This is a genomic window from Peptoniphilus sp. BV3C26 (assembly GCF_000478985.1).
GTDB lineage: Bacteria > Bacillota > Clostridia > Tissierellales > Peptoniphilaceae > Peptoniphilus_B > Peptoniphilus_B koenoeneniae.
Genome location: NZ_AWXB01000039.1, coordinates 67,776 through 86,212, shown reverse-complemented (window position 1 = coordinate 86,212; position 18,437 = coordinate 67,776). Strand labels below are relative to the sequence as shown.

General features: G+C 31.7%; 17 protein-coding genes and 1 pseudogene. All 18 read left to right on the top strand.

All coding sequences use genetic code 11. The features are described from left to right. Positions 1 to 79: 79 nt before the first annotated feature. The 18 genes and pseudogenes from HMPREF1253_RS03605 (at position 80) to radA (ending at position 18,411) form a co-directional block, all read left to right on the top strand. Complete coding sequence (locus HMPREF1253_RS03605; protein WP_023055376.1) at positions 80 to 1,159, top strand: alpha/beta hydrolase domain-containing protein; 1,080 nt, start codon at positions 80 to 82, stop codon at positions 1,157 to 1,159. Further along, positions 1,134 to 1,472 (top strand): alpha/beta hydrolase domain-containing protein, encoded by a 339-nt coding sequence (locus HMPREF1253_RS03600; RefSeq protein ID WP_023055407.1) that lies wholly within the window; start codon positions 1,134 to 1,136, stop codon positions 1,470 to 1,472. Before HMPREF1253_RS03605 ends, HMPREF1253_RS03600 begins: the two co-directional genes overlap by 26 nt. An 11-nt stretch (positions 1,473 to 1,483) precedes the next feature. After that, a complete protein-coding gene (locus tag HMPREF1253_RS03595; RefSeq protein WP_023055335.1) occupies positions 1,484 to 2,881 on the top strand; it encodes an MFS transporter in 1,398 nt (465 codons plus the stop codon). Further along, the gene (locus HMPREF1253_RS03590; protein WP_023055401.1) at positions 2,871 to 3,728 is read left to right on the top strand and encodes an amidohydrolase family protein; all 858 of its coding nucleotides are present in this window, start codon (positions 2,871 to 2,873) and stop codon (positions 3,726 to 3,728) included. The genes HMPREF1253_RS03595 and HMPREF1253_RS03590 overlap by 11 nt, the downstream gene beginning before the upstream one ends. Positions 3,729 to 4,309: 581 nt before the next feature. Continuing rightward, positions 4,310 to 4,522, top strand: a complete 213-nt coding sequence (locus HMPREF1253_RS03585) for a helix-turn-helix transcriptional regulator (RefSeq protein WP_008902116.1) — start codon at positions 4,310 to 4,312, stop codon at positions 4,520 to 4,522. A 2-nt stretch (positions 4,523 to 4,524) separates the two neighbouring features. After that, the gene (locus tag HMPREF1253_RS03580; protein WP_023055364.1) at positions 4,525 to 6,234 is read left to right on the top strand and encodes a site-specific DNA-methyltransferase; all 1,710 of its coding nucleotides are present in this window, start codon (positions 4,525 to 4,527) and stop codon (positions 6,232 to 6,234) included. Continuing rightward, a complete protein-coding gene (locus HMPREF1253_RS03575) occupies positions 6,231 to 8,435 on the top strand; it encodes a DEAD/DEAH box helicase (protein WP_081696577.1) in 2,205 nt (734 codons plus the stop codon). Before HMPREF1253_RS03580 ends, HMPREF1253_RS03575 begins: the two co-directional genes overlap by 4 nt. A gap of 11 nt (positions 8,436 to 8,446) precedes the next feature. After that, positions 8,447 to 9,367 carry a toll/interleukin-1 receptor domain-containing protein gene (locus HMPREF1253_RS03570; protein ID WP_023055316.1) on the top strand — a complete coding sequence of 307 codons (921 nt, stop codon included), beginning with the start codon at positions 8,447 to 8,449 and terminating at the stop codon, positions 9,365 to 9,367. A gap of 44 nt (positions 9,368 to 9,411) precedes the next feature. Further along, positions 9,412 to 9,906, top strand: a complete 495-nt coding sequence (locus HMPREF1253_RS03565; RefSeq protein ID WP_036739347.1) for a hypothetical protein — start codon at positions 9,412 to 9,414, stop codon at positions 9,904 to 9,906. A gap of 185 nt (positions 9,907 to 10,091) precedes the next feature. Beyond that, positions 10,092 to 10,970 (top strand): carboxylesterase family protein, encoded by an 879-nt coding sequence (locus HMPREF1253_RS10270; protein ID WP_023055374.1) that lies wholly within the window; start codon positions 10,092 to 10,094, stop codon positions 10,968 to 10,970. A 26-nt stretch (positions 10,971 to 10,996) separates the two neighbouring features. Then, entirely contained in the window at positions 10,997 to 11,566 is a 570-nt protein-coding gene (locus HMPREF1253_RS10265; protein ID WP_023055431.1) for a carboxylesterase family protein, read from the top strand. Between the two features lie 374 nt (positions 11,567 to 11,940). After that, positions 11,941 to 12,231, top strand: a complete 291-nt coding sequence (locus HMPREF1253_RS03555) for a DUF3847 domain-containing protein (RefSeq protein WP_023055416.1) — start codon at positions 11,941 to 11,943, stop codon at positions 12,229 to 12,231. A gap of 53 nt (positions 12,232 to 12,284) precedes the next feature. Then, positions 12,285 to 12,485, top strand: a pseudogene (locus tag HMPREF1253_RS03550) (hypothetical protein); the annotation flags it as partial. Positions 12,486 to 12,695: 210 nt separating this feature from the next. Continuing rightward, positions 12,696 to 13,160, top strand: coding sequence for a CtsR family transcriptional regulator (locus tag HMPREF1253_RS03545; RefSeq protein ID WP_023055314.1), 465 nt, complete (start codon positions 12,696 to 12,698; stop codon positions 13,158 to 13,160). Beyond that, complete coding sequence (locus HMPREF1253_RS03540) at positions 13,157 to 13,660, top strand: UvrB/UvrC motif-containing protein (RefSeq protein ID WP_023055363.1); 504 nt, start codon at positions 13,157 to 13,159, stop codon at positions 13,658 to 13,660. The genes HMPREF1253_RS03545 and HMPREF1253_RS03540 overlap by 4 nt, the downstream gene beginning before the upstream one ends. Then, positions 13,657 to 14,625: an ATP--guanido phosphotransferase gene (locus HMPREF1253_RS03535; RefSeq protein ID WP_023055439.1), complete on the top strand. Its 969-nt coding sequence runs from the start codon at positions 13,657 to 13,659 to the stop codon at positions 14,623 to 14,625. Before HMPREF1253_RS03540 ends, HMPREF1253_RS03535 begins: the two co-directional genes overlap by 4 nt. Beyond that, positions 14,625 to 17,075: an ATP-dependent Clp protease ATP-binding subunit gene (locus HMPREF1253_RS03530; RefSeq protein ID WP_023055435.1), complete on the top strand. Its 2,451-nt coding sequence runs from the start codon at positions 14,625 to 14,627 to the stop codon at positions 17,073 to 17,075. Before HMPREF1253_RS03535 ends, HMPREF1253_RS03530 begins: the two co-directional genes overlap by 1 nt. Then, the gene (gene radA / locus HMPREF1253_RS03525; protein ID WP_023055327.1) at positions 17,062 to 18,411 is read left to right on the top strand and encodes a DNA repair protein RadA; all 1,350 of its coding nucleotides are present in this window, start codon (positions 17,062 to 17,064) and stop codon (positions 18,409 to 18,411) included. Before HMPREF1253_RS03530 ends, radA begins: the two co-directional genes overlap by 14 nt. Positions 18,412 to 18,437: the final 26 nt, after the last annotated feature.

Sequence of the window (18,437 nt, the reverse complement as noted above, 5' to 3'; positions counted from 1 at the left end):
ATAAGAATGTTGACCTTTTTTTATGTAAAATATTCTTAGAAAACGTAATCATTATAAATAATAAAAGTAGGAGGTAATAATGAAAATAATAGGTCCCATAGAAGTTACAGAAAACTCTCATCCATTTTCATCAATGAAATTTTCAAGGGAAATAATACATCTAGAAGATTATAATTTTATTGAAGAAGAATATTTTATAGAGGATAGGGCAAATGTATATGATTTAAAAAATAATCAAGTAGAAATTTTTAAAGAAGATTTGCCTTTTACTACAAGAATTTTAGTTAGAAGACCAAAAAATTCAAAGGACTTCACAGGAATTTTGTATGTTGACATTATGAATGCAAGTAACGGTTATGATATAGAAGACCTTTGGAGAAGAAGTTATCTTCATATTATGGAAAACAACCATGCTTATGTTGGAATAACAACAAAGCCTATAAATGTTTTGGCACTTAAAAATTTTGACTATGAAAGATATAAAAGCTTAAATTGGTCAAATGGAGAAATTGTAAATGCCCCTGCAACAATAGACCCTTTAACAGCATCAATTGAAGGAACAGAAGAAGGACTTGTTTGGGATATTTTGTTAAAAACAGGTCTTGCCTTAAAAAGAGGAGACCTTCCTCAAATAAAAGCTGATTATATTTATCTAACAGGTCAATCACAATCAGGAATCTATTTAAATACATTTGTAAATTATATGCATAATTATTACAAAAAAAATAATTTAGAAATTCCCTTTGATGGATACCTTTCATTAGCCTCAGGAGGTCTTGGAAGGGCCTTAAGACAAATAAAAGACTCTAAGGTACCAATGAGCATAAAAGAATGCAGAGAAGAGGAAATAGACCGTCCTGTGATAACATTTAACGCAGAGGGAGATTATAAATTATTTGAATCCATGGGTTCAGAGTTTAAAAAGACAAGAAATGAAAATACGGATAAAAATAAAAGAAGATATTATGAAATGGCAGGAGCTCCCCATACTAATGCAGCATCACCTCTTGTTCCAAAAAACGAAGAAATAGTTAAAACTAAATGTCCGGCAAGACTTTTAGACAGCGATTATGACTACAGACTAAATGATTTACCCTTTGATTTTTATATAAATTCTATTTTAGATTTTCTTCATGATTGGGCAAAAAAATGGCAATGAACCACCTATAATAGAACCCTTAAAAAGAGAAAAGGGAAAATTTGTAAAAGACAAATATGGAAACACATTAGGAGGAATAAGAAGCCCATTTTTAGAAGTTCCAAAAGCAAAATATCTTGCCAACGCAGAGGATAATCTGACAAACGGAATTATGGAATTCTTCCCAGAAGAAAAAATTAAAGAAATTTATGGAAGTTTTGAAAACTATATTGAGCAATTTGAAAAATATGCCCTTAATCAAGTAAAAGAAAAAATGCTCACAAAAAATGACGCAGAAAGAGCAATTGATTGGGCAAAAAATATTAAAAAATAAAGAGGTGTATTATGAAATTCAGACCCTTTGGAATTAAAGACCAAATAGGATATATAGCAGGAGATATGGCAGGATCCTTTGTAAATCTTACATTCGACGCCTTCTTCCTCGTATTTACAACTTACGTTTTAAAAGTAGACCCTAAATTTATGTCAGGACTATTTTTATTTGCAAGACTATTTGACGCAGTAAACGACCCACTAATAGGATCACTACCAGACAGATTTAAAATAAGTAAAAAAACAGACAAATTTAAACCCTGGATAAAAATATTCATGTGGCCCTTAGCCATATCAATATTACTTGGCTTCTTTGACGTAACAAGCCTTGGCTTTGGAGAAATCACAAAACATATTTGGGTAGCCTTTGTATATATTTTATACGGAGTAAGTTACACAGGAACCTCAATGCCCTTTGGAGCAATGGCATCAGTAGTAACCCTTGTACCCTCAGAAAGAAGTAAATTATCCGCATGTAGAGCAATAGGGGGAACCCTTGTAGGATATGGATTTATGTCAGTAATACCAATGTTTATTTGGGATTCAAATAACAACCCAAATCCTTCAGGCTATCTAAAAGTAGGGATAATAGCAGCCCTTGGATGCCTAATTTGTTACACCATCCTTATGCTTTTCACCATAGAAAGACATTCATATGCAAGCAAAAAATCTGAAGAAAACACAAAAAATAAAGAATACTCCTTCTTTAAAGTAGTAGGACAAGCATTAAAAAATAAAGCCATGCTTGGAATAATGTTCGCATCAATAGGATCTCTTATATTTATAACAGGAAATTCACAATTTGGCGGATTTATATTTAAAGAATTTTACAAAGCACCAAAAATGCAATCAATGTATATGTATTTGCAAATACCCCTTACAGTTATACTCTTTGTAATAGTACCAAGACTCTCCACAAAAATAGGAAAGAAAAAACTATTAATAGGAGCCCTACTATGGAACCTTGTAATAGCCATCCTCCTATTTGTAAAACCAATAGAAGAAGTAAAAATTTATATAATACTAATGACCCTTGCAAACATAGGACAATGTACCTTTGTAATGCTTGTTTGGGCATTTGTAGCAGACGCAATAGACTATCATGAATATATCTACCACGAAAGAAATGACGGAACCCTATATTCAATCTATACATTCTCAAGAAAAATAGGCTCAACACTAGCATCCTTTGGAGCAACAGCCCTATTAAGTATTGTAGGATTTGTAACAGGAGCAGCAAACCAAAGCCCACACGTAATAAGTGCCATAAGATATCTTGGAACGGGAATACCCCTAGCAGCATGTATTATAGAATTAATAGGAATAGTATTTATATTTAATCTAAACAAAGAAAAAAGTGATCAAATAGCAGCAGAACTTGCTCTAAGGAGTGAAAAAGGTGAAGATTGACATACACGTTCACGTAACAGAAAAAGAAGGACAAAAATTAAACGGAGAAGAAATAATAAATCCCCAAGAAATGATAAAATCCATGAATAAAAGGGGAATATACAAATCCATATTAATGTCCAGTTCAGAAAAAGAAGAAGACTTAATGAGTAACTATGAACTGAGAAAAATAGTAGAAAAATATCCAGAAAGATATGGTTATATGTGTAACATAGACTTGGATAAGGAAGACAAAATAGAAGAAAGAATAAAAGAAGAAAAAGCATTAGGAGCACTAGGAATAGGAGAACTAACCTATAACAAAGAAATAGACTCAGAAAAACTTTTCCTTTTATTCGATGCCTGTCAGAAAAATAAAATGCCAGTCCTATTTCACATAAGCCCGCAAATAGGAAAATATTACGGAGTGTATGACGAACAAGGCCTTCCAAGACTGGAAAAAGCCCTAAAAAAATTTCCTCAACTAATATTTATAGGACACTCACAGCCCTTTTGGTTTGAAATTTCAAAAAACAAAGAAAATCTCACCATAGAAGAAAGAAACGAATATCCAAAAGGAAAAGTAGAAGAAGGAAGACTTAGCTACCTTTTAAGAAAATACAAAAATCTCTACTTTGACTTATCAGCAAACAGTGGCGGCAATGCCCTTATGCGAGATAAAGAATTTGGAATAAAATTTATAAAAGAATTTCAAGATAGACTCATGTTTGGAACAGACATATACCAAAAAGACCAATATTTTCCCCTCATGGATTATTTAAATAAACTCTTAGAAGAAAAAGAAATAACAAAAGAAATATATAATAAAATTTTTTATAAAAACGCACAAGAAATATTAAACATATAAAAATAAAAGTTGTAAGTAGAAAAACTTACAACTTTTTTAATAAAAAGATTTAATAAAAAATGTTAAGTTTTTTTCTCCCACATTGTATACACGGACCGGTAAACCAGTCCCTAGGCCCCACAAAAGCCCACAGGTCATGTGGGGCAATTTTATGCGAAGAGGTTTCAAAAGAATAGAACTCCGCAATCGAATGTAGGGACCAACTTTGAAGACCTAACCCGATTTTTGAAAAAAATCGTGGTAGGTCTCATGCAACTATTTGCCCAAATCTTTGATTTGGCAGCAAATATCTGCTATTGGTCCGATCGCCGTCAGGCGAAATTATTAAAACAAAATAAAAAAGAATAAATACAGATTTAACCTCAATGAAAACAATAGGAAAGAAAAGCGTAAGCTTTTCCACCCTAAAAAAGCCTATCGAAGGGTAAGGATTTGGAGCAGTTCCAAGTGGGACAAGGAAAAAACAAGGACTATCTCAATAAATACTAACGCAAGCACAAGTATAAAATAGGCTAAAGTGACTTATCAGCCTATTTACGATATAATATATCTTAACAATAAAACGGATATGGGGTATTAATATGGCAATTTCTTATAAACCATTATGGCACTTATTGGTAGAAAGAGAAATGAACAAAGAAGACTTAAAAAGAGCTGCAAACATAACAAGCAACATAGTTTCAAGAATGAGCAAAAATTCTTATGTGAACTTAGAGTCATTAGAAAAGATTTGCTTGGCATTGGATTGCAGAATTGAAGATGTTATAGAAATTCATAGAAATGAGGTGGAATAAAATTGGGCAACCTATCACAAATCAGAAGAGCTGAAATGCTTGAATACCTAAATCATCTAAAAGAAATTCACACAGATGATGAAAGTAGGATTGCACTTAGCAAGATTGAAACAGCCTTAACTGAGAAAAAATATGGATTAGTTTGGGAAGAACACGAAGAAGAAGTAGACAAACAACTTGTTCATAACATACCAGTTTTTAAAGAGATAGAAGATAAAAAGATAGTTAGAGATAATACCACCGATTTCAATTTTCTCTTAGAGGGGGATAATCTACATTCTCTAAAATTACTAGATAAGACTCACAAGGGTAATATTGATGTTATCTATATTGATCCACCTTACAATACAAAGAATAAGGAATTTGTATATGATGATAATAGGGTAGGTCTTGATGATGGGTTTAGACATTCTAAATGGCTATCTTTTATGGGAAAAAGGCTAGATTATGCTAAGAATTTATTATCTGATGATGGGATAATATTTATTAATATTGATGAAAATGAAGTCCATCAATTAAAAATTCTTGGTGACGAAATTTTTGGTGAAGATAATTTCTTGGGAGAATTTATCTGGAAAGCACGTTCTGGAAAAGGTGGAACTACAGCCTTAATTTCTATTGAGCATGAGTCTATTCTTTGTTATGCAAAAAATAAACCCGAAGCAAATTTTTATATGGAAATTAGGGTTAGTGATACTGAGAAGACAGAACAATTAAGGCAGTGGGGACAAGCTATATATAGGGAAGATAGACCAACAATGTTTTTCCCAATATTTTTTAATAATCTAGACAACAAATGGTGTTTACCAACTAAAGAGGAGTTGCAAAACTTATACGATAATGAAAATAAAGAGTTTAATGACTTATATTTAAATTCTTTAATTGAAAAATATAAAAAAGAAAATTGGGAATCATTTTTGCCGATTATCGATTCTAGGTATGGAAGATGGCGTAGAGGATATGACGGGATACAAGAGCTTATAGATGAAGAACTTATAATAAGTGACGTAGAAAAAGTAAAGCGAATAATACCTGGAGGAAATATTACAAAAACGGCTGTAAGTTCAATTTTGCCTGAAACATTAGGTACTTCAGCAAATGGAACTAAAGAAATAAAAGAGTTGTTTGACAACAAAAAAGTATTTGATACTACAAAGCCTTTATCTTTAGTAAAATATTTAATTAATCTTGGTACGTTCAATAAGAAAAATGCTAATATAATAGACTATTTTGCTGGGAGTGGAACAACTGGGCAAGCAGTTATGCAGCTTAATAAAGAAGATGGTGGAAATAGAAAATATATTCTTTGTACTAACAATGAAAACAATATTTGCGAAAAAATAACTTATAAACGAATGAAGAATATACAAAAAGAACTTCCTCATAACCTTAAATACTATAAAACAGAATTTATACCAAAACTTTCAGAAGATGAAGAAATTTTATCTTCTAAACTTCTTGATTATATCAAAGAAATGGTCGAGCTTGAAAATATGTGTGAGATTGATGGGAATAGTAGAAGAATCATTTTATCTGATGAAGATTTAAATATAGCACTTTATGAAATGAAAAAAAGTGGTGTTTTGTATATCCCATCATTCATATTGCTTACTAATGAAATCAAGGATAGTATCGAGGAAAGAAAACTTGAAGTTGTTACTATCCCGGATTATTATTTTACAGAAGAATTAAGAGAGGTGAAGGAATTATGATGTTAGATTTATTTGATTTTCAAACGGATGCCAAAAATTATCTTTTGGATAAAACGACAGATCCAAATGCAAAAAGAAAAATTATTGTAAAAAGTCCGACTGGGTCTGGAAAAACAATAATTCTACTCTCTTATATCTATGACTATCTTCTATGGCAGGACCCTAATAAGGTATTTATCTGGCTTACTCCAGGCAAGGGAGATTTAGAGGAACAATCAAAAGATAAAATGGACGAGTTTATTCCTCATGCAAAATCTGCTAATATACACGATGCTCTTCTGCAAGGTTTCAAGGGTGGCTATACCTATTTTATAAACTGGGAAATGATAACTAATAAAAAGAATAATGCACTTAAAGATAGTGAAAAGAAAAATCTTTTTGAAAGAATTGCAGAAGCACATAGGGAACAACTTTCTTTTATAACAATTATTGACGAGGAGCATTTGAACAACACCTCAAAAGCAGATGATATACTATATGCCCTTAATTCTGATAGAGAAATAAGAGTATCGGCAACAACTGTCAAAAACCCAATGGCAGAATTTTATGAAATACCAGAAGAAGAGGTAATAAATTCTGGTCTTATAACAAAGGCACTTTACATCAATCCTGGTATTGAAGCAGACGAGATGGACGACCTTGAAAGTGAAACTATTTATCTAATACAAAAAGCCGATGAAAAGAGAAAAGAAATTAAAGCTGAGTATGAGAAAATAGGAGAAAAGATAAATCCTTTAGTCATTATACAATTTCCAGATATGAGTGAGTCCTTAGTTACTTTTGTAGAAGAACACCTAACAAATATGGGTTACACCTATAAAAATAAAATGCTTGCTAAATGGTTAAGTGATGAGAAAATAAATACACTTGATGTTACAGATGAAGACTCAAAATCAAACTTCTTGATTATGAAACAAGCCATATCAACTGGTTGGGATTGTCCGAGAGCAAAGATACTTGTAAAACTTCGTGAAAACATGACGGAAACCTTTGAAACGCAAACAATAGGACGCATAAGGAGAATGCCAAGAGCAAGGCACTATGACAATGACTTATTAGATTTTTGCTTCCTCTATACATTCGATGAAAAGTACAAAGAATCTGTTATACAAGGTGGAAATGCCTATGAAGTTAAGAGGTTATTTTTAAAAGACAAGTGTAAAGATTTTGAACTTGTAAAAGAATATAGAAATAAAGACTATCAGTTTGTAGATGAAGTATTGGTTAGAGATAGAGCTTATGACTATTTCAAAGAAAAATATAAACTAACCAACATTAAAAAGGACAATGAAAAATTATTAGAGTCTTATGGTTTTATAATGGGAACAAAAGTTATATCTACCTTTAGAACTGGTAAGTTTATAAAACTCAAAGATATAGTTGATGAAAAGCAAGGCGAAAATAGAGAAATAGCCTATGAAGTATCAACTCACGATCATGGAATTGATTGTTTGCACGCAGTTGATATGATTAAAAAAGTCACTGGTGTGCCATCTAACAAAATGAGAGCAATTCTTCAACATCTTTTCCATAAAAATATACCATCAAGCAAGAAGTTGTTAAATCTTTCGAATCGTGAGTGGTACGCTTTTATGATAAATAACGCTTATAAACTCAGAGATGACTTTTTAGATTTAGCTGCAATTTCTAATGAAAGACAAATGCAAATCTTGGATAAGAAAACTGAAAAATGGAAATTGCCATTAGAAGATTTTTATAAGTATCTTCCGTATGAAACAGAAGTAGTCGAGTATGAGAAAAATGCTTATAAAGAATACAACACATCTATGACAACATCTCAATTTAGATCGACTTCAGAACAACTCTTAGAAAACTATCTTGAAAGTAGAGATGATGTAGATTGGTACTATAAAAATGGAGATACAGGGCAACAATATCTATCAGTTATTTACGGTAATAATCTAAGCAAAGAATATCTTTTTTATCCAGACTATGTAATCAAAAAGAAAAATGGAGAAGTATGGATAATTGAAACTAAAGGTGGAGAGTCAAAAGGAAAAAGTAAAAATATTGATAAGCAAATCGAAAATAAATTCTATGCTTTTAAGGATTATGCAGATAGACGTAAAATAAATTGGGGGTTTGTTAGAGATAAAGATACAAGACTTTATATTAACAATACAAACTACACAGAAGAAATGAATAATGAAAATTGGAAAAGACTAGAAGATATATTTTAATGAGGTGTTGAATGACAGAAAGTAACGTTCCAAAAGTATTTATATCATATTCATGGGAAAGTAAAGAACACTCAGATTGGGTTAAATCTTTAGCAGATAAATTATTATCAGATGGTATTGAAGCTATAATAGATAGTTATGATGTAAGTCCAGGGGATAGACTTCCAAAATTTATGGAAAGCTCGATAAGAGATAGTGATTATGTAATTATAATATGCACTGAAGAGTATAAAAGGAAAGCTAATAATAGAGAAAAAGGTGTAGGTTATGAAAGTCATATAATATCTGCGGAACTCTACAATAATCACAATGATAGGAAGTTTATTCCAATCATCAGACAAGGAGATTTCAATACAGCTTTACCTACTTACCTAAACGGAAAACTTGCAATAGATTTAAGAGGTAATCCATTTAATGAAGAATCATATAAGGATCTTATTGCATCGATATTTAAAGTTAAAAAGAAACCTAAAGTAGGTATAAGACCATATTATGTTGATGAATATGAACCGATAACAATTGAGGGAGAGGATATAAAAATCGTAGGCATTATAACAAATGAAGTTACCTTGCCAAAAAATGATGGAACAAGAGGCTCTGCTTTGTATAGTGTCCCTTTTAGATTATCTAGCAAACCAACTGACACATGGTCTGAATTATTTTTAAGAAACTGGGATTACCCACCAAGCTTTACATCAATGCATAGACCTGGAATAGCCAGAGTTGATTCAGATAGAATTATTTTAGATGGAACAACAATCGAAGAGGTACAAAAATATCATAGAGATACCCTAATCTTGTGTGTAGAGAAAACAAATGAAGAAGAAAAAAAATATAGAAGAAGAGAAGAACAATTAAAAAGAAAGAAGCAAGAAGAAATAGAAAATCATTATAGAAATATAGAAGATATTTCAAAAGACATAAGATTTTAATTGCACAATGATTTATATCTTAAGAGAGGAGACAAACTAAATTGATGAAAACACTTGGTATGTTAACAATCATTTGCTTAACAGCATCAATTATGATGGTGAATTTTATACTTATTATACCGAAATTTGGCTCGAAGCATTTCGGCGCACCTGATGATATCAAAGTTATGATGAGTAAGTTGCCAGATAAACCGATTTGGGTCAATATATTCGGCGGACTTATCATGGTACTTGGATTGCTAACCATTGCAGCCGTCCTAGTCTGGGCAATTGTTGATACAGTAAAATTTAGTTTAACTTTTCAGCAAGCCTTTGTTAGATTTTTAATACTATTTGAAGGATATAAGCTTTTTGATATTATCTTTTTTGATTATCTCATGCTTACCAAGTTAAAATTGCCGACTAAAGTTTACCCAGAGACGGTTGGTGCTAAGGGTTATGATAATTTTGGTTTTAATGGGAAAAGTCAGATCACAAAAGTTATAATCTTCTTTTTCGTGAGCTTAATTTTGGCATATTTATTGACCGTTTTGGTTTAACTAAAAATTCATAACTTGTAATATTCAATTCAACTTACTGGCTATTTGTTTAAAGGGGCTGTAGCTTAAAAAGAACCAATTATCAGAAATAGATAGAAGCCATGAACAGTTATATGGAGATAGGTTAGAGGGAAATATAAGCGAAAGAAACTTCAATTTAATAAACTAAAGGAGGAGAAAGACAAGTGATAATAGATACAAAAATTGGAAAGCTTTATGGACAAAAGGATGAGGATTCAGGTGTATATTCAATTTTAAGCATAAACTATGCTAGGGCAGAAAGATTTGAATATCCGACATTAATTCAAGACTATGACTATAAGGAAAAATTTATAAATAGGGAAGGAACCTTTGCCTTTCCTCAAAAATCTTACCCCCTTTTTATGAATGTATTTTTAAAACATTTTATGTTACGACCTGAATTTTTGCCAATCAAGGACCAAAAGACTGAAGATGCCTTTGTAGTAAATATTTGGACTGGTGGTTTTGAAGAAAAGAAGCCGGTTTTGGTTTTTATCCACGGTGGCGGAGAGGGTTCAGGAACTGTTCCTATGTACACTATGAAAAATCTTGCAAAAAAAGGCCTTGTTGCAGTTTCTATAACATATAGGATAGGAAACTTTGGCTATATGCCAACTTGGGAGGGTGAAGATTTTTCTGCAAATCTCACTTATTTTGATCAGCAAAAGGCCCTTGAGTGGATAAGAAAAAATATAGGTTATTTTGGTGGGGATGAAGAAAATATTACTCTGATGGGCCACTGCGGTGGAGGACTTGCAGCCCTTTATCATTATTTGAATCCTATATCCAATAAATTATTCGATAAGCTTATAATTTGCTGCGGCAATCTTCCCATGCTAAAAAGCCTTGATCAGGCAAAAAAGACCTACTATCAAATGTTAAAGGATAATAAAATAAACTCTCGAGAAGAATTAAAAAAGATGCCCAAAGAAAAGTTTATGAAGATAAGAAAGGGACAAAATGATGTCTTGGACGGGAAATTTTTTACAAAAGATCCCTTACAAGTCATACAGGGCCTTGATTTTCCAGAAAACCTATTTTGATTGGCAGCAACCAGGATGAATTTTCCATGATTGAAATTCCTATTTATTACAAATTTTTAGGAATTGCAAAAAAAGAAAAAGATTTGAAAAATACTATAAAGAAAAAATATGGAAAATATGCTGAAAGGTTGGAAGAAAGCTTTAAGCCCCTATCTAAGGACCATATAGATCTGCAAATACAAATAATGGAACTTAATATCTTTCACTCCAGCGCCTTGTATTTGATGGAAAATTTTTCAAAGAAATGCCCTGTCTATGGCTACAGATTAAATGAAGTGCCAAATCTTTATGATGGTTTAAGAGGGGCTTATCATGGGGCTGAGCTTGCCTTTTTCTTTGGAAATTTGGACAAGATGAATATAGAAATCAGCGAGGAAAATAAAAAGGCCAGAGATTTAATTCAAAAAGATTGGTTGGATTTTATAAAAAGAGGAAAAATTGAAGGAAGAGTTCTTTTTAATGAGAAAAAAGAAATAAGCCTTTATGAAAATCAAGAAGTTACAACAATTAGATTTCCTCAAGCAGACCTCATCGACGATTTATATGAAAGCGGAATTTTTGAAAAAGAAAGGGCAGACTATATAGATAAAAGATAAATAGAAAGATTAAAAGGTTAGTGCCTAAGATTGATGTGCACCCATAAGACTGGACACAATATTTAAATAATTATTATTACATGGATGTTAGCCTATATTTTGCAGGTGGCATCCATTTTGTTTTGGATTTAATAGCATAACAAGAGTGTTGGGTGGCTTTATTTAATATTTTAACTGTTTATTAGATGATAAATGATTTCATTCTGATAGATTATTCGTTTTTGTTTTTTAAATAATAGCATAGCAGAGGTTTTAGTATGTGTTTTAAAGGAGAATACAAACATTTTAAAGTTAACATTTAAGTCGAGAGAGAAACTTAAAGACGGGGAGAAGATATCTTCATCGTCTTTTTTATTACAAGAAAGGAGATAAATATGAAAAAATTAGATCAAATAAGACAAGAGTCAAAAGAAATAAAAGATAAAATAGACGATACAGAACAGAGATTAAGGCAACTAAAAAATCAAGAAAAAAAGATATTAAAACAAGACATAATAAAAAGAAGAAAAGAAAGAACTCATAGACTAATAACAAGAGGAGCAATCTTAGAAAGCCTTATAGAAAATTCAGAAGAACTAACAGATGAAGAAATAAAAATCCTACTAGAAGAAGCAACAAAGACAAAAGAATTTAAAGAAACACTAAGAATAATGAGAGAAAATTAAGAAAATATAAAAATCTCTACTTTGACTTATCAGCAAACAGTGGCGGCAATGCCCTTATGCGAGATAAAGAATTTGGAATAAAATTTATAAAAGAATTTCAAGATAGACTCATGTTTGGAACAGACATATACCAAAAAGACCAATATTTTCCCCTAATGGATTATTTAAATAAACTCTTAGAAGAAAAAGAAATAACAAAAGAAATATATAATAAAATTTTTTATAAAAACGCACAAAAAATATTAAACATATAAAAATAAAAGTTGTAAGTAGAAAAACTTACAACTTTTTTAATAAAAACAAAATGCTATACGTAAAGCATAAAAAAATTATTTTTACTTTAATTTTTAATAAAACATCAAAGAAGGTCAAAAAATTCTTTACAGAAGAATTGGTTCATGTTATCATAATCTAAAGAAATATTTTTTTTGTCTGAAAAGGCAAAGATGGTCAAAGGTGATATTATGGCAAAAATTTCAAATTCAATAGAAGATTTTTTACTTGCAATGTTAAAGGAAGCGGAGGGAAGTCTTGAAATTCAAAGATCTCTTTTAGCAGAGAGGTTTGACTGCGCTCCAAGCCAAATAAATTATGTTTTAACTACTCGTTTTACTCCATACAAGGGATATTATGTTGAGTCGAGGCGTGGAGGCGGAGGCTTTATTAGGATTACTAAGGTAAGGTTTCCAAATGCTGAGCTTGCAAGAAATGTATTTATAGATGAAATTGGAGATTCAATTACAAGGGACAAGGCTGAAGAACTTATTAATTCTCTTTTAAATGCCGGAAAGCTTACACAAAGGGAGGCTCATATTATTATGGCGGCTATAAGTGATAGGGCTTTAGGTTCTCATGTGGAAGACAGAAATACTATAAGAGCTGATATTTTAAAAAATATTGTTTTGTTTATTTTAGGAGGCAAATTATGATTTGCGATAATTGTAAAAAAAATGAAGCTGTAATTTCTTTTACAAAGATTGTGGGAGAAGATATAAGTGAAATTCATCTCTGTTCTCAATGTGCTGAAAAAAAATTAAAAGGCGAGGGCTTTTTCAATGTTTTTATGAATGATAGGGTAAAGGGATTTTTACAAGATATATTTAAGTTTAGAGGCGGCAGTGAGGACCAAATGGAAATAAAAGAGTGCAGAAACTGCGGTTCAACTTTAGGTCAAGTTATGGAGGAAACTTGTGTTGGTTGTGAATCTTGCTATGATGAATTTAGACCTGATGTGGAAAGATTTCTTAAGAATCTTCAAAATTCCTGGACTCATAAGGGCAAGATGCCTATTAATATTTCCGAAGATTTAAAGTTAAGACGTCATGAAATGGATTTAAATGACAAATTAAATATGGCAGTTTCTCTTGAAAACTATGAGGAGGCTGCAAAAATTAGAGATGAGATTAAGGCTTTGAGGGGGAAAAAATGATTATTGTTTCCGGGATAAGATTGCACAGGAATATAAGCGGTTTTCCTTTTGTTCCCAGAATTTCATCTACAGAAGCTGAAGAGCTTTCTTTAAAAATTCATGACCTTTTAAATTTAAAGGGCTATGAAAGACAAGAAATTTCTCGCATGACTTCTCTTGAGAGATTAAAATTTTTGGACAGTATTTCAACAAGTCCTATGCTTATGGAAAATAGAGAGATTTCTTCTCTGGAGTCAAGGAAAAATTCTCCTGATATTTTTTTAATGGAGGAAGATCATCTTGTTATCACAGACTCTCTAAGAGGATTACATTTAAAAGAGATGTGGGAAAAGATAAATGGTATAGATGATTTTATAAGTGAAAATTTAAAATATGCTTTTGATGGAGAGTTCGGCTATTTAACAAGTCAACCCCAACTTTTAGGCACAGGTCTTGAACTTGGAGTTTTAATGAGTATTCCTGCTCTTAATTATTATGGCATGGATTCTTTAAGTCGTTCTCTTTTAAGAATGGGTTTTAGCCTTGACAGAATGGAGAAAAGTGGAAAAGAAAGTAAGGATATTTTTGTTTTAACTAATGAAAAAACTATAGGAATTGGAGAAGATTATTTAATTGACAAAATTTCTTCTCTGGCTCTTGAAATAGAAGATATGGAAAGAGAAAAACGTAAAAAATTTTATATGGACGAAATAATTAATCTTGAGGATTTGGTAAACAGGTCTTATGGTATTTTGAGAAATGCAAGGATTATTTCTGAGGAAGAAATGATAAATAATTTTTCAAATATAGCCTTAGGTATAGATTTAAGTATCATAAAGGCAAAGGATCAAATAGATATTTATGAATTAGCCAAGACTTTAACTGACGGAGCTTTGCAAATAGAAAGAGGAGCAATTATTGAAAAGAAGTCCAGGGATATTTTACGTGCCAACAAAATCAGACGTATTATGAAGGAGGTTTTTTGATGGACATGTATATAAAATGGTCGGAGTCTGGACAGAAAGCACTTATAATTGCACAAAATGAAGCAAGGTTAAGCGGCCATGCCTATATAGGTAGTGAACATATTCTTCTTGGAATTATTAAAGAAGAAAATGGTTTAGGTTCTAAAATTTTAAAGGGCATTGGCATAAATTATGAGAAAGTAAAAGAAAAAATTGACAGCCTTATTTCCAGGGGCAACAACCAAGGCATGGATAATTTAGGATATACACCCCGAACTAAGAGAATAATAGAGCTTGCCTTTGAGGCGGCAAAACAAACTAAGAGTAAAGAAGTTTCAACGGAACATCTTCTTCTTGGAATTTTAAGAGAGGGTCAGGGAATTGCCATACTTGTTTTAAGAAGTTTGGGAATAAGCTCTGAAAATTTGGAAAGATCCATTTTTAAAGCTATGGCAGAAAAGAGAAATTCCGATCTTGAAGAGGACGGCGAAAAGGGTCTTTCCCAGTGGACAATAAATTTAAATGAAAGAGCTCAAAAGGGAAAGATAGATCCTGTTATTGGAAGAAATGAAGAAATAGAAAGAATTATTCAAGTTCTTTTAAGGCGTAAAAAAAATAATCCTGTTCTTATTGGAGAACCTGGTGTTGGAAAGACAGCCATAGTTGAAGGTCTTGCACAAAGAATTATTTTAGGACAAGTGCCTGAATTTATTAAAAGTAAAAAAATCTTAACCCTCGATGTTTCCGCCCTTATAGCTGGAGCAAAATATAGGGGAGATTTTGAAGAGAGATTAAAAAGTGTAATAGACCAAGCAAGTGCCGATGAAGATGTAATTTTATTTATTGATGAAATCCATGTTCTTATAGGAGCAGGAGCTGCAGAAGGCGCTATGGATGCTTCAAATATTTTAAAACCTGCCCTAACCAGGGGAGATCTTCAAATAATAGGGGCAACTACAACAAGTGAATATAGAAAACATATTGAAAAAGACACAGCTTTTGAAAGAAGGCTTATGCCTATAAATGTAAGTGAGCCAACAATAGAAGATTCAATAAAAATAATAGATGGTTTAAAGGAAAATTACGAAAAGCATCATGGACTTATAATTTCTAAAGAGGCCATAGAAGCTGCTGTTAAACTTTCTCAGAGATATTTAAATGATAGATTCTTACCAGACAAGGCAATAGATATTATTGATGAAGCTGCTTCAAAACTTAGAATAGGTTCTTTTAAAGTTCCAGATTTTCAAGTTGAATATGAAAAAAAATTAAGAGATGTTGAAGAGGAAAAAGAAAAGGCTATTTCCAATCAAGATTTTGAACTTGCAGCAAGTTTAAGGGATAAACAGAGAAAATTACAAGATGACCTTAGAATAAAAAAAGAGGAATTTGAAGAGAGTAATGAAAAACCTCTTGTAGGCTTTGAAGATATAGCAAAAATTGTTTCTGATTGGTCGGGAGTTCCCATAACAAAACTTAATTCAGAAGAAAAAACAAAACTTAAAAATTTAAATGAAGAATTAAAAGAAAAAGTTAAGGGACAGGACCAAGCTGTAGATAGCCTCTCTAAGGCCGTTAAAAGAGCGAGAATCGGTTTAAAAGATCCAAATAGACCTATAGGGTCATTTATTTTCGTAGGGCCTACAGGAGTGGGTAAAACCTATTTGGCTAAGACCCTTGCAGAAAGTTTATTTGGCAAGGCTGAAAATATGATAAGAATAGATATGAGTGAGTATATGGAAAAACATACCGTATCAAAACTTATAGGTTCACCTCCAGGATATGTAGGTTACGATGAAGGAGGACAACTTACTGAAACTGTAAGGACAAAACCCTATAGTGTAATTTTGTTTGACGAAATAGAAAAGGCCCATCCTGATGTTTTTAACATTTTACTTCAAATACTTGATGAAGGAAGATTAACTGATTCTCAAGGAAGGACTGTAAATTTTAAAGACACTGTAATTGTTATGACTTCTAATGCTGGAGCAAATTTATTAAAGAAAAAATCTCAAATGGGTTTTTCTATTGATTTGGAAGACCAAAAAAAGACTGAATATGAAAATATGAAAGAAATTATTTTTACTGAACTTAAAAATAATTTCAGACCTGAATTTTTAAACAGGGTTGACGATATAATAGTCTTTAAGGAATTAGGAGAAAAAGAAGTTGAACAAATAGTTGAAAATATGTTAAAAGACCTTGCTTTAAGAATAAGGGAAATGGATATAGACATTAAATTTTCAGATGATGTTGTAAAATATATAAGCAAAAAGGGCTTTGATAAAGAATATGGGGCAAGACCTCTTGCAAGAGCTATAAGAACTAACATTGAAGATGCCCTGGCAGATAAAATATTAAGTGGAGAAGTTCAAAAGGGCTCAGGTATAACAGCTTATATTCAAAATGAAAAACTTGTTTTAAGAAAAATTTCAACAAAAAATAAGGAAAAAGAAAATGTACAAGTGTAATAAGTGCGGTTACACTTCTCCAGGATTTTTAGGTAAATGCCCTGAATGCGGAGCTTGGGGAAGTTTAGAAGAAAGCATTGAAGAAAAAGAGCATAAAAATCTAAAAAAAAGCCTAGGCGGTCAAAGTCCAGCTAAGCTTTTAAAAGATGTTGAATTAAAAGATGACAGAAGAATCTTAACAGGTTTAAGTGAATTTGACAGAGTAATGGGTGGAGGAATCTTAAAAGATTCCCTCACCATTTTAACTGCAAAACCGGGAAGTGGAAAATCCACCCTTCTTTTACAAATTTCAAATATTTTGGCGGAAAAAGGAAAAAAGATTTTATATGCATCGGGAGAAGAATCTTCCACTCAAATAAAAGCAAGGGCTCTTAGAATTGACGGAAGAGTATCAGATAGGCTCTGGGTAATTTCCACAAATTCCCTTGATAAGGTTATAGAAGAAGCAGAAGAATTAGATATAGATATACTTATTATAGATTCAATACAAACTTTTACTTTAGGAAGACTTACAAATAGACCAGGTTCTCCCACTCAAATAATGGAATGTACTTATGAGCTTATGTCTTTAAGTAAAAACTATAAAAGACCAAGAGCGATATTTATAGTAGGTCAAATGACAAAAGAAGACGAACTAGCGGGAGTAAGAAGTCTTGAACATGCAGTGGATACAGTTTTATACTTAACGGGAGATTCTTATGAAGAATTAAGAATTCTATCCACAACAAAAAATAGATATGGCTCAACGGGGGAAATGGGATTTTTCAAAATGACTTCCAAGGGTCTTCAGTCCATAGACAATCCTTCAAAATATTTTATGACTGAAAGAAAAAAAGGAGAAGAGCAGGCAGGCTCAGCCCTTTGTGTAGTAAGAGAAGGGACAAGACCTATCATCCTTGAAATAGAAGCTTTAGTAAGTAAATCCTTTATGCCCTATCCCACAAGAATAAGTGAATCTTTAAGAAAAGAACAACTTTTTACAATAATATCCATTCTGGAACAAAGAGCAGGCCTATCCATGTTTGATAAAAATGTAGTTGTAAAAACAAGAGGGGGCATAAATCTAAGAGAAGGAGCAAGTAATCTTGCAATTCTAATGAGCATATACTCGAGCTTAAAAGATATTCCCATAAAGGCAGGATCAATCTTTATAGGAGACTTAGGTTTAACAGGAGAATTAAAAGCCTGCCCCTCCATAGATATAAGAATAAATGAAGCCCTTAGAATGGGCTTTGATAAAATTTATATTCCTGATATAAAACTTGAAAAAGAAGATAAAAAATTAATAAAATGTAAACACATAATAGATGTTATAAATAAAACTCTTAATGATTAAAAATTAAAGTTATTTTTTTTTCATAA